This is a genomic window from Plantactinospora endophytica (assembly GCF_016862915.1).
Taxonomy (GTDB): domain Bacteria; phylum Actinomycetota; class Actinomycetes; order Mycobacteriales; family Micromonosporaceae; genus Plantactinospora; species Plantactinospora endophytica.
Genome location: NZ_BONW01000017.1, coordinates 163396 through 177771, shown reverse-complemented (window position 1 = coordinate 177771; position 14376 = coordinate 163396). Strand labels below are relative to the sequence as shown.

At 73.5% G+C, this 14376-nt stretch carries 10 protein-coding genes; 2 read left to right on the top strand and 8 right to left on the bottom strand.

Annotation, left to right across the window (positions count from 1 at the left end; genetic code table 11):
- Positions 1-125: 125 nt before the first annotated feature.
- The 7 genes from trhA to pdhA all read right to left on the bottom strand — a co-directional run bounded on the left by trhA (position 126) and on the right by pdhA (position 10383).
- The gene (gene trhA, locus Pen02_RS19180) at positions 126-803 is read right to left on the bottom strand and encodes a PAQR family membrane homeostasis protein TrhA (RefSeq protein ID WP_203867453.1); all 678 of its coding nucleotides are present in this window, start codon (positions 801-803) and stop codon (positions 126-128) included.
- Positions 804-1014: 211 nt separating this feature from the next.
- Positions 1015-2877 (bottom strand): NHL domain-containing thioredoxin family protein, encoded by a 1863-nt coding sequence (locus Pen02_RS19175; RefSeq protein ID WP_203867452.1) that lies wholly within the window; start codon positions 2875-2877, stop codon positions 1015-1017.
- 142 nt (positions 2878-3019) lie between these two features.
- On the bottom strand, positions 3020-6019 hold the full coding sequence (locus Pen02_RS19170) for a hypothetical protein (protein WP_203867451.1): 3000 nt from the start codon (positions 6017-6019) through the stop codon (positions 3020-3022).
- A gap of 358 nt (positions 6020-6377) precedes the next feature.
- Positions 6378-6515, bottom strand: a complete 138-nt coding sequence (locus tag Pen02_RS19165; RefSeq protein ID WP_203867450.1) for a hypothetical protein — start codon at positions 6513-6515, stop codon at positions 6378-6380.
- Positions 6516-6749: 234 nt separating this feature from the next.
- The gene (locus tag Pen02_RS19160; protein ID WP_203867506.1) at positions 6750-8207 is read right to left on the bottom strand and encodes a dihydrolipoamide acetyltransferase family protein; all 1458 of its coding nucleotides are present in this window, start codon (positions 8205-8207) and stop codon (positions 6750-6752) included.
- 5 nt (positions 8208-8212) lie between these two features.
- Positions 8213-9202: an alpha-ketoacid dehydrogenase subunit beta gene (locus Pen02_RS19155; RefSeq protein WP_203867449.1), complete on the bottom strand. Its 990-nt coding sequence runs from the start codon at positions 9200-9202 to the stop codon at positions 8213-8215.
- Entirely contained in the window at positions 9202-10383 is a 1182-nt protein-coding gene (gene pdhA, locus Pen02_RS19150; RefSeq protein ID WP_203867448.1) for a pyruvate dehydrogenase (acetyl-transferring) E1 component subunit alpha, read from the bottom strand. The genes Pen02_RS19155 and pdhA overlap by 1 nt, the downstream gene beginning before the upstream one ends.
- A 483-nt stretch (positions 10384-10866) precedes the next feature.
- Here pdhA and Pen02_RS19145 point away from each other — a divergent pair, with 483 nt between their 5' ends.
- Positions 10867-11688 (top strand): hypothetical protein, encoded by an 822-nt coding sequence (locus Pen02_RS19145; RefSeq protein WP_203867447.1) that lies wholly within the window; start codon positions 10867-10869, stop codon positions 11686-11688.
- Positions 11689-11703: 15 nt separating this feature from the next.
- Here the strand turns inward: Pen02_RS19145 and Pen02_RS19140 are convergent, their stop codons facing one another.
- Complete coding sequence (locus tag Pen02_RS19140; protein ID WP_203867446.1) at positions 11704-12399, bottom strand: NUDIX hydrolase; 696 nt, start codon at positions 12397-12399, stop codon at positions 11704-11706.
- 392 nt (positions 12400-12791) lie between these two features.
- On the opposite strand from Pen02_RS19140, the gene Pen02_RS19135 reads away from it, so the two are divergent.
- On the top strand, positions 12792-14324 hold the full coding sequence (locus tag Pen02_RS19135) for a M28 family metallopeptidase (protein ID WP_203867445.1): 1533 nt from the start codon (positions 12792-12794) through the stop codon (positions 14322-14324).
- Positions 14325-14376: the final 52 nt, after the last annotated feature.

Here is a 14376-nt window from a genome sequence, read left to right as displayed (position 1 = left end):
GCACCGCCTCTGTACCGGGGACTGAGTCTGCACCGCGCGAAGTCGATACCGGGCACGGAGCCTGTACCGCCGGCCGATGGACGGGCGGGCGGGCGACGGCGGTCAGGCGGGCGGGGCGGAGCAGGTCAGGCGAACAGGGCGAAGTAGATCGCCACGTGGTGGCAGATCGCCGCGACCAGCGTGCAGGCGTGGAACAGCTCGTGGTGCCCGAAGACGGTGGGCCACGGGTTGGGCCGGCGCAGCGCGTAGCAGACGGCGCCGATGCTGTAGGCCGCGCCACCGGCGACCAGCAGCGCGAGCACGGTGACTCCGCCCCGGTCCAGGATGTCCGGCAACACCGCGACCGCGACCCAGCCCAGCGCCAGGTAGAGCGGCGCGGAAACCCAGCGGGGCGCGTGCGGCCAGACCAGCTTCATCGCCACCCCGGCCACCGCGCCCGACCAGACGATCAGCAGCAGTACGGCCGCGCTGCCCGCCGAGAGCACCAGCAGGCAGAACGGGGTGTACGTACCGGCGATGAACACGAAGATCATCGAGTGGTCCATCCGGCGCATCACCCGGTAGCCGCGTTCGGACCAGACCCGACGGTGGTAGAGCGCGCTGGTGCCGAAGAGGCCGCAGACCGTGACGCTGTAGACGGCGCAACTGACCAGCGGCGTCCAGCCGGGCCGGGTCGCGGCGATCGAGCAGAGTACGACGCCGGCCACCACCGCGACGAAGAAGGCGTACGCGTGCAGCCAGCCTCGCATCCGTGGTTTGCCCAGGTCGACAGGGCGTAGCCGGGTCGGCGCGGAAGTACTCACCAGATCAGGTTACGGCACCGTAGGTTACCCGGGGGTAGTGGTTGCGGGAGTGGTTCCTGTCACGTCCCTACTCGACCGTCGCCACGTCGCTGGTAGCCGCCCGTGCCGTGTTGGATGAAGAAGATGCCGGTTGGTGAGGTTCGCCGCCGAACTGCTCGGCCCGCGCGCCCCGTCCCCGGTCGGCGGCTCAACGGTCGGCTCACCTGTCGGCTCAACTGTCCAGGCCACGCAGGACGAGTGGCAGCCGGTGCACCCCGTCCGGGGTGATGCGTACCGGCACGCCCCAGTCCTGCCGGCTCAGGTGGCAGGCGGCGTGCTCGGCCTCGGCGTCACAGGTGGCGGCCTGAGCCACCACCTGGAGCACCCCGGAACTGACCTGGTCGTTCAGCACCAGCTGGCGGGACAGCTCGGTGCCCACCCCGGCCCCGTCGAGCAGCAGTTCCGGCGGGGAGGCGGAGACCTCCAGCCGGGTGGATGGGCCGAACGAGTCGTCCAGCTTCTGCCCCGGCGGTGGCTCGAAGATCACGTCCAGGGTCAGTTCACCGGCGGCGAGATCGGTCGGCGGACGCTCCGTACGGTGCCGGTTGCCGGCGACCGTGCTGGCACCGGCAGCCGACAGGGAGCCCGGCGCCAGCCGGCTCAACCGGTGCCCTGCGGACTCGACCACCAACACCTCGCCGTCCGCGGTGACCACCAGGTCGCTCGGCTCGGCGAGCCCGTCGGCGACCGTCGACACGGTCCCGGTCTCCGGGTCGAACCGCCGGACCGCCCCGTTGTAGGTGTCGGCCACCAGCACCGACCCGTCCGGCAGCGCGCCGACGCCCAGCGGATGCTGCAACAGCGCCTGCTCGGCCGGGCCGTCGACGTGCCCGAAGTCGAAGAGCCCCTGCCCGACGGCGGTGCTCAGCACCCCGCCCTCGACGTAGCGCAGCGCGCTCGTCTCGCTGTCGGCGATCCACAGCCGACTGCCGTCGGCGGAGACGGAGAGCCCGGACGGCTGCGCCATCCAGACGTCCGGCAGCGGGCCGTCCCGCAGCGCCTCCACGGTGGTGCCGGCGTACACGCCGACGGTCCGCTTGATCGGGTCGAACCACCAGAGCTGGTGGATGCCGGCCATCGCGACGATGACCCGGTCGTCGTACCAGGCCAGGTCCCAGGGGGAGGAGAGGTCGGCGGAGAGGGCGTCGTGGGCGTGGTCGTCCACGGTCGAGCGCCACTGCCGACCGGTACCGGCCACCGTGGTCACCTCGCCGGTCGCCAGCCGTACGCCCCGGAGCAGGTGGTTGACGGTGTCCGCGACCACGATGTCGTACCCGGCGATCTCGGCGGTGTGCTCGGGCAGCCGGCACACGCCCTGCGGCTCGGCGAACCGGGCCAGCTCGGCCGGGCCGTCCGTCCGGCCCCGTTCCCCGGCCCCGATCCGGCGCAGCACCGTCTCGCCGTCCGGCGCCAACTCGACCAGGGAGTGCCGGGCCGAGTCGGAGACCAGCAGCGTTCCGCCCGGCCCGCCTCCCGCCCGCGCCCCTCCGCCGTCCAGCGCGATCACCTTGCCGGGGAAACGCAGCGCGGTCTCCGGTTCGGCCGGCGGCACGTACGGGCCGTCGCCCCGGTGCAGCGTGCCCTTGGCCTCGTGGGTGGCGATCAACTCGTCTAGCAGCCGGGCGAGGCCCTCGGCGTGACCCTCGCCGGCCATCGAGGCGACGACGTACCCCTCCGGGTCGATCACGTTCAGCGTCGGCCACGCCTTCGCGGCGTACTGCTGCCAGGTGGCCATCTCGACGTCGTCGAGTACGGGGTGCGCGACGCCGTACCGCTCGACGGCGGCGGCCAGCGCCTCCGGGTCCCGCTCGTGTTCGAACTTCGGCGAGTGCACCCCGATCACCACCAGGGCGTCGCCGTACTTCTCCTCCAGCGGGCGCAGCTCGTCCAGCACGTGCAGGCAGTTGATGCAGCAGAACGTCCAGAAGTCCAGCAGGACGATCTTGCCGCGGAGGTCGGCGAGGGTCAGCTCGCGCCCGCCGGTGTTGAGCCACCCTCGACCCCGGAACTCCGGTGCCCGTACCCGTGCAGTCATGGCCCCATAGTGCAGGACCCGGCCGGAACCCGCTCCGTGACCCCGGCCCTCGTCGCGCCCCGGGACCGCCGACGACCAGCGCCCCGCCTCCCGGAGTACCGGAAGGCGGGGCGCCGTGATGGTCCTGCTGTCGTGCCGCCCGCTATCCGCCGGCCGGTGCCGCCGCCGGTTGCAGGCAGAGCACCTCCTTGCGGTCCGGTACGACGATCGTCTGCGGAGTCTCCGCCGGGCACTCCTTCTTGTCGGTCACCTTCGAGGCGACCTTGAAGACGCCCTGCTCGGCGCAGTCCGCGATCACCGGCGTGCCACCGGAGTCCTTGACGCAGGCACCCACCGCCGGGTTGAACGGCGGCGGCGCGTCCCCGCCACCGAACTTGCCGAGCAGCCAGAGCGTGCCGAGCGGCACCGCCAGCAGCAGTACCGCGGCGACCAGTACCAGGAACAGCACCTTGCCGTTGCGGACCTGCGGCGTCGGGGCCTCGGTCTTCGGCTCCGCCGACTCCGCCGCCTCCGGCTTGAACGAGTCGAACCGACCCTGCTCGCCCTCTTCCTGCCCACCCCAGCCGGGGCCGGAGGACGCGGGTGCGCCGTACGTCCCCGCCCCGCCGGGCGGCCCGCCGGGGGCACCGTACGTCCCCGGTCCCGCCCCGGGCGCTCCGTACGTCCCCGGTCCGGCACCTGCCGGTCCGGGCCGGCCGAACCCGGGCCCGTCCGCGTCGGGAAGCGGGCCGAAGCCCGGCTGTCCGGGCGGCGGCCCGAAGTCGGGGTGTCCGGGCGGTGGTCCGCCGAACCGGTCGGTGCCGGGCGGGGCGGACGCGCCGAACTGGCCGGCACCGGACGCTCCGGGACCACCGAAGCGGTCCCCGTCGAACGGCGCCGGTCCACCGAACTGGTTGCCACCGGCCGCCCCTGGACCGAACCGGTCAGGCTCGCCCTGCCCGGGTCCGCCGAACCGTTCGGGGCTGCCCTGCCCGGGTCCACCGAACCGGTCCGGGTTGCCCTGACCAGGGCCGCCGAACCGGTCAGGCTCGCCGTGACCGGGTCCGCCGAAGCGGTCGGGGTTGCCCTGCCCGGGCCCGCCGAAGCGGTCGGCGCCGCCCTGGCCGGGGCCACCGAAGCGGTCGCCGTCGAACGGGGCCGGTCCGCCGAACTGGTTGCCGCCGGCCGCCCCGGGACCGAACCGGTCAGGCTCGCCCTGGCCGGGGCCACCGAACCGGTCGGGCTGCTCGCTTTGCCCGGGACCACCGAACCGGTTCCCGTCGAAGGGAGCCGGTCCGGGTCCGTCCGCCCCGGGCCCGCCCGGTCCCGGCCCGAGCGGCGCGCCGGGCGGGCCGATCAGGTCGGCGAAGGGCGAGTCCTCCGACGGGCGGTTCGGGGCGTCGGGCTGTGCCGCCCGGGCGCCGGGAACGGCGACCCGGGTCGCGGGCGGGTCGTCCGGGAAGCCGTCACCGTGCTCGTCCGGCCCGGACGGGGCCGGCGGTGCGCCGTAGACCGTCGGTGCGGACCGGCGTGCCTCCGGGCCGCCCGGCCGGTCGGCGTCCCAGCCCCCGGGCGCGGCCGGCGGTCCGGACGACTGTCCGGCGTCCCAGCCGCCCGGTCCGTCGGCCGGCCCCGGCTGGTCGGGCTCGTCTCCGGCCGGCGGCCGGCCGTACACGCGTGGTTTGGGCGCCGGTACGGCGGGCGCGGCGGCAAGGTCGGCGGGGGGCAGTACCCGACTGGCCGCCGGTACGGCGGCACTGCCGGCCACGGCCCGTCCGGTGGCCCGGTCGGGCTGGGCGGCCGGCTCCGACTGTCCCGCCAGCCCGGGTACCGAGACCCGGCCGGCGACCGCCGACTCGGTCGGGATGCGCGGCTGCGGTACGACCGCTGCGGCACCCGAGCCGGGTGCGGGCGACTGTGGTGCCGCTTCGGGCCCTCCGGGTGCCCATCCGCCCGGCTCCCGAGCCGGTCCGCCGTACTCGCCGGGCACCTGGCGGCCGGCGGCCGGCGGGTAGTCGGCCGGCGGTGAGGCGGCCAGGCTGGCACCCGGGATCCGGGTCTCCTGCGGCGGCAGCGGTACGGCGTTCCCGGGCGAGATCCCCGGGCCCGGTCCGGGCTGGTACGCCGCCCCGTCCGGCTCTCGCCGGTCGAAGTCGGGTTCGCGCCGGTCGAAGTCGGGTTCGCGCCGGTCGAAGTCGGGTTCGCGCCGGTCGAAGTCAGGCTCGCGGCGTTCGAATTCGGGCCGGGCCGGCTCGAACGGACCCGGCCTGGCCTCCCCGGGCCCGGACGACCAGGTCGGCTGCTGCGGCGCCCAGGCGCCCGCCTGGGGTGCACCACCGGCCGGCCCGTCCGGTTCGGCGGGCGGCCGGGGGCGCTGTGGGTAGTCGTCCGGCGGACCGCTTGCGTCGCCGCGTGGTGCTGCCGCGCCCCATGCCTCGGCCGCCGGCCACGGCTCCACGTCGGGCAGGGACGCCCGGTTCACCGGTTGATAGCTCGCCTCGGCGGGCTGGGCCGGGCTGCCGGGTGCCGACGGCGGATAGGCGGGGCTGCCCGGTGCGGCTGGCGGGTACGCCGGGGCACCGTACTGCTGGCCGGGGTAGCCGGGGGCGCCCCCCGACGGCTCCGGATATCCGGGCGGTCCGGCGGGCGAGCCGGGCTGGTTGGGGTATCCCGCCGGCCCGGGGGGCGGGTCGGCCGGGGCCGGGTATCCCGGTGGGCCGCTCGACGGCTCGGCGGCCTGGCCGGCACCGGACCAGCGCGGCGGGCCGGACTGGCCGGGTGGGCTGCCCCACTCCGGCGGGAAGCCGGAGCCCTCGGCGGCCGGGGACGGGCGTCCGGCGGCCTCCGGCGGCGGGCCCCAGGGGCCGTCCGCGCGCGGGCCGGGTGCGCCCGGCTCGTCGCCGGGACCTCCCCAGCCGGCCGGGCCGGGGTGGCCAGGGGCGCCGCCCGGTGACTCGTTCCAGGCCACCGGCGCGCCGGCCCGGCCGGCCGGCGGTGGCGGAGCCCAGCCGAAATCGGCCGGCGGATTACTGCTACCCGGACCCTGGGGCGGAAACCGGTCGTCGTGGTGTGGTGCGGGGTTGCCGTACGTGGCTGGGCCTGCGGCGCCCGGCGCAGCCTCGTCCGGCCACCGGCCGGGGTGCTGCGGATCCTCGGACGTCATGCGCGCGCCTCCTCCATCACATGTCGGCCGCGCCGGTCTCACGCGCCGATCGCCGGCCAGGTCGCCGTCGACTCCGGCGTGACACCGGCTGGGCAAGCTCCCCGCACGGTAACCGGTCCAGGCCGGTACCGCCCGGGCAGCGCGGGTCGCCGGGCCCCGGTCGCCCGGGCGAGCCGAACGCAGATCTGCTCGGCGTACTTCCTACCGGCCGGTCGGGCGGCGACCGAGCCCACCGTACCGGGCGGTGTCGCAGGGGCGGTACTCCGGTGGCGTACGGGTGGGAAACGCCGACGGCCCGCCCGGAGCGCTCCGGGCGGGCCGTCGAACTGGTGCGGAGGAGGTGAGGAGTCTGTCGAGGTCAGCCGTAGTAACGCTGCGCGGCGATCAGGATCTCGTCACGGACAGCCGGCGAACTGGTCGCCCGCAGTGCCCGCTCGATCGCCCGCGCGCGACGCGCGCTGTCCCGGCGGTTACGAAGTCGGTTGAGCATGCTCATGGTGTTGCGCCCCCTGGCTATTCGGTTGTCGTCCGCGTCTGATGTGTCTATTCAACCTCGCCAGGCCGCGATCCGCCAGCGATTATTAGGTGAGCTGAGACACCAGCCTACGAATCAAAGGTCCGGCGGCCCTCAAGGTGACGGTTCTTCGTAACCTTACGGAAACAGCCGGTGTGCCCGGGAGTAACCCGGGACACACCGGCTGCCTCGTGCCAGGTGGTGGCGGACGGCGGATCAGGTCCAGCCGAGCAGCGCCGCCTCCGGATCGGCCAGGAAGTCGCCCACGTCACGCAGGAACTTCGAGCCCAGCTCGCCGTCGATGATCCGGTGGTCGAAGGAGAGCCCGAGCGTGGTCACCTGCCGGACCTTGACCTTGCCCTTGTGCACCCAGGGCATCTCCCGGACCGCGCCGAAGGCGAGGATCGCCGACTCGCCCGGAGGCAGGATCGGCGTACCGGTGTCGACGCCGAAGACGCCGACGTTCGTGATGGTCAGGGTGCCGCCGGACATGTCCGCCGGAGCCGTCCGACCCGTCTTGGCGGTCTGCACCAGCGCCGTCATCGCGTCCGCCAGCTCACGCAGGGTGAGCCGGCCGGCGTCCTTGATGTTCGGCACGATCAGGCCGCGCTCGGTCGCCGCCGCGATGCCCAGGTTGACGTACTCCTTGACGACGATCTCGTCGCCGGCCCAGGTCGAGTTGACCATCGGGTGCCGGCCGACCGCCAGCAGCACGGCCTTGGCCACCAGCAGCAGCGGGGAGACCCGGACGTCCCGCCACTCCCGGCGCCCGCGCAGCCGGTCGAGCGCCTTCATCGAGCGCGTCACGTCGACCGTCAGGAACTCGGTGACGTGCGGCGCGGTGAACGCCGACGCCGCCATGTTCTGTGCCGTGAGCTTTCGCACGCCCTTGACCGGGATCCGCTGCTCCCGGTCCGGCCCGAAGGCCGGTGCCGCCGTGCCCGGGCCGACCGGCGCCGGCTCGGCCGCCGTCGCGGACCCGCTCGCCGCCAGGTGTACGTCGTCCCGGGTGATCGAGCCGAGCGGCCCCGACCCGGTCAGGGTACGCAGGTCGACTCCGAGATCCTTGGCGAGTTTGCGTACCGGCGGCTTGGCCAGCACCAGTCCACCCGGTGCGACGGTGCTCCCGCCACTGCGGGGTGCCGGTGCGACAGCCGCCGGACGCACCGGCTCGGGAGCCGCACGCACCGGCTCGGGCGCGACCGGTGCCGGGGCGGCCACCGGGACACCGTTCGCGGCGGGTACTCCGGCACCCTTGCGCGGCCGGCGCTTGGCGGCGCCGGTCTTCGGGCCGTACCCGACCAGCACCGCCGTCCGGCCACCCGGAGCGGGCCCGCCGATCAGGCCGGGCTCGACGGCGCCCTCGGCGGGCGCGATCTCGACGGCGGCCAGCGAGGCCGCCGACGGCTCCGGCAGGTCACCGGCGCCCGGGTCGGTGTCCACGGCGAAGATCGGCGAGCCGACGTCGACCACCGTGCCCTCGTCGTGGAAGATCGAAGTGATCTTCCCGGCCCACTTCGCCGGGATCTCCACCGCCGCCTTCGCGGTCTCGACCTCGACCACCGGCTGGTTCAGTTCGACGACGTCGCCGACCTGTACCAGCCACTTGAGGATCTCGCCCTCGGTCAGCCCCTCGCCGAGGTCCGGCAGGGGAAACTCCCGCACCCGCGACATCCCGCTCACCAGCCGAAGGTGCGGTCGACGCCGTCGAGCACCCGGTCGAGGTTGGGCAGGTAGTCCTCCTCCAGCCGGGCGGCCGGATAGGGGGTGTCGAAGCCGGTCACCCGGAGCACCGGGGCCTCCAGCGAGTAGAAGCACTCCTCGGTGATCCGGGCCGCGACCTCGGCGCCGAGGCCGAGGTTGCCGGGTGCCTCGTGCACGACCACGCACCGTCCGGTGCGCCGCACCGACTCGTAGACCGGGCCGAGGTCCAGCGGAGAGAGGGTACGCAGGTCGATGACCTCCAGGTCCCGACCGTCCTCCTCGGCGGCGGTGGCCGCCTCCATCGCGGTACGCACCATCGGCCCGTACGCCAGCAGCGTGGCGTCCCGGCCGGGCCGGACCACCCGGGCGGAGTGCAGCGGGTACGCGTCGCCGATCGGGGCGTCCAGGTCGACCTGGCCCTTCTCGTGGTAGCGCCGCTTCGGCTCCAGGAAGACGATCGGGTCGTCCGAGGCGACCGCCTGCTGGATCATCGTGTACGCGTCCTGCGGCGACGAGCAGGCCACCACCTTGAGCCCGGCGGTGTGCGCGAAGTACGCCTCCGGGGACTCCGAGTGGTGCTCCACCGCGCCGATGCCGCCGCCGAACGGGATGCGGATGACCATGGGCACCTTGACCTTGCCCTGCGAGCGGTAGTGCATCTTCGCCACCTGCGACACGATCTGGTCGTACGCGGGGTAGACGAAGCCGTCGAACTGGATCTCGCAGATCGGCCGGTAGCCCCGGATGGAGAGGCCGACCGCGGTGCCGATGATGCCGGACTCGGCGAGCGGGGTGTCGATCACCCGGTTCTCGCCGAAGTCCTTCTGGAGGCCGTCGGTGATCCGGAAGACGCCGCCGAGCTTGCCGACGTCCTCGCCCATGATCACGACCTTGGGGTCGTGCTCCAGTGCGCGGCGCAGGCCGCGGTTGATCGCCTTGCCCAGGGTGAGGGTCTCGGTGGCCATCAGTGCACGCTCCCCTCGAACGAGTCCAGGTAACGGGCGGTGGCCTCGCGCTGGGCGTCCACCTCGGGCGAGCCGTTCGGGAAGACGTTGTCGAAGAGGGTCAGTGGCTCGGGGTCGGGCATCTCCAACACCCGTTCCCGCAGCCGCAGCGCCTCCTGCTTGGCCTGCTCCTCCACCTCGGCCAGGAACGCGTCGTCCGCGATGCCCTGCTTGGTGAGGAATGCCCGGACCCGTGCGATCGGGTCCTTCGCCTGCCACGCCTCGACCTCGCTGGCGATCCGGTAGCGCGTCGGGTCGTCCGTGGTGGTGTGCGCGCCCATCCGGTACGTGTACGCCTCGATCAGGGTGGGGCCCTGACCGTGACGCGCGTTGTCCAGCGCCGCCCGGGTCACCGCGTACGTGGCCAGCACGTCGTTGCCGTCCACCCGTACGCCGGGGAAGCCGAAGCCCGCCGCCCGCTGGTAGAGCGGGATCCGGGTCTGCCGCTCCAGCGGTTCCGAGATCGCGTACTGGTTGTTCTGGCAGAAGAAGACGATCGGGGAGTTGAAGACCGCCGACCAGATGAACGCCTCGTTCACGTCGCCCTGGGCGGAGGCGCCGTCGCCGAAGTAGGCGATCACCGCCTCGCCGTCGTCGGTGCCGGTCCTGCCGTCCATGTTCACGCCCATGGCGTAGCCGGTGGCGTGCAGGGTCTGCGCCCCGATGACGATCGTGTACATGTTGAACTTGAACTCGTTCGGGTCCCAGCCGCCCAGGTCGACGCCGCGGAACAGGCCCAGCGGCATGATCGGGTCGATGCCCCGGCAGTAGAGCACGCCGTGCTCCCGATAGGTCGGGAAGGCCATGTCCTGCGGGCGGAGCGCCCGACCCGAACCGACCTGCGCCGCCTCCTGGCCGAGCAGGCTGGCCCAGATGCCCAGCTCGCCCTGCCGCTGCAACGCGGTCGCCTCGGCGTCCAGCCGCCGCACCAGCACCAGGTCCCGGTAGAGGCCGCGGTACTCCTCGTCGGTGAAGTCGACGCGGTACTCCGTACCGTCGGACCAGGTGACCTTGTCGATCCGGTCGCCCTCGGGCGTGAGTAGTTGCACCAGGTCAGTGCCTGGGGATTTTCCGCCAGACCGTGCGGACCGGGGTGTGGCTCGCCTGCCGCGGGCCGTGCCCGCGGGATCGCCCTTCGCCATCCCTATCTCCCTGTCGTTCGTGCGTCGGCACCGGGGGTGTCCCGACCGCGCAGCTCGTGCGCCCGTCCGGCTGGTGCCGGGCCGGGGGTGGCTGCCGCGCCTGCCCCGGTAGGGGTAGCCACGCGGCGTGAACCAGATTCTGGCCGAGTCTGGTCCACCGAGCGCCGGCATCACGTCCTGCCTGCCGCGGGGGTGCGCGAAGGTCGCGGCCGCGTTGCCGTCGGCTCCATATTCGCAGAGCAGCTCAGTACCGCTATAGCTCGGCCTCCGCCGGATCCGGACCGCCGCCGGCTTCGCACCAGATAGGCCGATTTGATCGGGTACGGAGGTCGGATTGACCAAATCTCGGTCGCTGACACGCTGTGCGGCGCTGGCCAACACAGGGTTACTCCGCCACTGTAGGTAGCGACCCCGTCACGGTGGTCGCGATCAGTTCCCACCGGCCGCAGCCTGGCCCGCGCCGCCGACGACGAGGAGTTTCCCGTGCCCAACCACGGTTACGAGCCCCCGGCTCCCGTGCTGCTGGCCCGGCACCGCCGCTCCGGCGGCGCGCACGTCGGATATCGGAGGGTGACCGGGGTGCACCGGGCCGAGGGACTCGGCCGCCCGGCCCGCCGGTACCTGTTCACGGTCGCGCTGCTGGCCGGTACCTCCTCGCTGCCCATCCTGGCCGCGATCGGCAGCGGTTCGGCGACCGTCGCCGACGGGATGCCCCCGGCCGACGCCACCCCGTTCGTCCCACCCTCGGCCGGGCTGCCGCCGCTGCTGGTGTCGCCGCACCCGACCGTCCCGCCGGTGGTCGAACCGGGCCCGGCCGGTACGGGTGCCCGGTCCCAACGGACCGGCTGGCGCCCGTTCCTCGTCCCACCCGGCGGCCTGCCCGACCGGGCCGCTCCGGCCGACGGCGAACCCGGCCGGCTGCCGCCGGTCGAACCGCCCGGCGCGAACGACCCGGGGCTGCCCGGCGCACCGGTACCACCGACCGCCGGCCCGCCGCCCCAGTCGCCCGCCCCGCCCGCGCCGCCGTCCCCTTCACCGGAAACGCCGTCCCCCACCCCCTCCCCGGTGGCGTCCCCGTCCCCGTCCCGGGACTCGTCGACCGGATCGCCGTCGGCGGCGCCCTCCGGGCCACCCGCGCCGTCCGGTACGCCCACCGCGCCGTCCGGCCCGCCGGCACCGACCGGTGCCGCGCCCACGCCGGGCGCGACCGCCTCGGCCGGCCCGACCGCCACCCCGGAACCGACCGACCACCCGGCCACCCCCGCGCCGACTCCGGCACCGGTACCCAGCACCCCGCCCGTCTGACGGCGCCCCGGGGCGTCAGCTTCGGGCGACCGAGGGGCGGAGCATCGGTGGGTGCAGCAGTTCGGCCGGGCCGCGGCGGAACAGTTGTGCCGGCCGTCCCCGGTCACCCTCGGTGACCCGGCCGGCCGCCGCCACGAAACCGGGAGTACTGGTCACCTTCCGGTGGAAGTTGCGGGGGTCCAACCGGCTGCCCCAGACGGTCTCGTAGACCGTGCGGAGCCGGGCGATGGTGAACTCCGGCGGGCAGAACGCGGTGGCCAGCGGGGTGTACTCCAGCTTGGCCCGGGCCCGTTCGAGTCCGTCGGCCAGGATCACGTCGTGGTCGAAGGCGAGTTGGGCGTCGGCGATCCGGGACACCGGCAGCCAGTCCGCCGCGGCGGCGTCCGTACCGGCCACCGGTGGCGGCAGGTCGGGAAGCAGGGCCAGGTACGCCACCGTCACCACCCGGCCGCGCGGGTCCCGCTTCGGTGAGCCGTACGTGCCGAGCTGTTCGAGGTGGCCGATCGGCTCGGGTACCCCGGTCTCCTCGGTGAGTTCCCGGGCGGCGGCGTCCGGCAGGTCCTCGTCGAACCCGACGAACCCGCCAGGCAGTGCCCATCGATCCTGGTAGGGCGGTACACCACGGCGTACCAGCAGGATGCAGAGTTCGTCCGCGCGCACGGTGAGGACGACCAGGTCGACGGTCACGGCGAATGGCGGAAATTCGGCCATCTGAATTATCACCACCTTGACGAGAAGCTACCACAGTGGTTATCGTCAGTAGGACGAAAAAAGATTCGGTCCCGGACCCACCGGCCGGGCCGAACCACCGGAACAAGGTCGTCGACCGGCAACGACGGCCTTCGGCGGCGCTGGCCCTCGGGCCGGCGCCGCCGCCCTGATCGGCTGGCGGGGGGCCAGTTCGGTCACCGGCGGTGCCGGCGGGCCCGGCCTGCTCCCCCAGGGCGTGCCCGCCGGCCATCGGTGCCCGACCGTTCGCCTCCGGCCCGGCACTACCGGGCAGTAAGCGCACTCGTGTGGACGATTCACCGGCCAGTGACGCATGGCTATGCTGACCTCCCTCGATAAGACCGGTAACCCCGGTAACCCGACAGGGAGGCAGCGTGGGGCGCACCAGCAAACGATGGAGCCGTGGCCTACTGGCCACTACGCTCGTGACGGCGCTCGCGGTGACGGCCGCGCCGGCACCGGCGCAGGCCAGTTCCGGCCTCGGGAGTCTCGGCTCCTGGGTGCTGCGCAAGGCGGTCACGGCCAAGGGCGTGCACAAACACCTCAAGGAACTACAGAAGATCGCTGACCGTAACAACAACAACCGCGCCTCGGGCGCGCCAGGATACGACCGGTCGGTCGACTACGCGGAGAAGGTGTTCCGGAAGGCCGGCTACCGGGTCACCCGGCGGTCGTTCGACTTCCAGACCTTCCTCATCAACACCCCGTCCGAGTTGGCACGGGTCTCGGCCCCGGCCGGCGACCTGCCACATCGGATCATGAGCTACTCGGGCAGCGCCGACGTGACCGCGCCGGCCAGCGTGCCGGCCGGCGACTCGCAGGGCTGCAACCCGGGCGACTTCGGCCCGGCCAACGTCGGCACGATCGTCGTGATCAGCCGGGGCACCTGCCCGTTCGGGCAGAAGGCCACGACTGCGGCGGCGGCCGGCGCGGCGGCGGTGGTCATCTACAACAACATCCCCGGTGACCTCTCCGGAACGCTGGGCAACGCGTACACGTTGGACTTCGGGGCGGTCGGCGTCTCGCAGGCACTCGGCCAGGAACTGGTCGGCCAGGTCGCGGGCGGGCTCACCCTGCGGGTCTTCACCGACACCTTCAGGGGCCAGGCGACCACCGAGAACATCTTCGCCGAGTCGCGCTGGGGCGACCCGGGCAACGTCGTGATGGCGGGTGCACACCTCGACTCCGTACCGGAGGGCCCGGGCATCAACGACAACGGCAGCGGCAGCGCCGCGCTGCTGGAGGTCGCCGAGCAGATGCGGCTGTTCCCGACGAAGAACAAGGTCCGGTTCGCGCTATGGGGCGCCGAGGAGGCCAACCTGGTCGGCTCGACGTACTACGTCGCCAACCTGCCGCAGGCGGAGCGGGACAAGATCGCGCTCTACCTGAACTTCGACATGGTCGGCTCGCCGAACTACGTCCGGTTCGTCTACGACGGCGACAACTCGGCCTTCCCGCCGGGCACCGGCTCGGCACCCGGCCCGGCCGGCTCGGGAGCGATCGAGAAGCTGTTCCACGACTACTTCCGGTCGCAGCGGCTGGCCTCGGCCGAGACGCCGTTCTCCGGACGCAGCGACTACGGCCCGTTCATCGCGGCCGGGGTCGACATCCCGTCCGGCGGCCTCTTCACCGGGGCCGAGCTGGTCAAGACGGCCGAGGAGGCCCGGGTCTACGGCGGTACCGCCGGTCTGGCCTACGACCCGTGCTACCACCAGTCCTGTGACGACATCGACAACATCAGCCTCAAGGCGATCGACGAGATGTCCGACGCGCTGGCGCACGCGGTCATCACGTACGCCTACGACACCCGCAGCCTCACCACCCCGCTGACCGGCCCGACCAAGGGCACCACCGCGCCGGCCGGTGGCGGTGGCGGCCTGCACGACGACCACGACGTAGCGATCTAGCACCACCCGGTACGACGACGGGGGCGGCGCACTCGCGCCGCCCCCGTCGTCG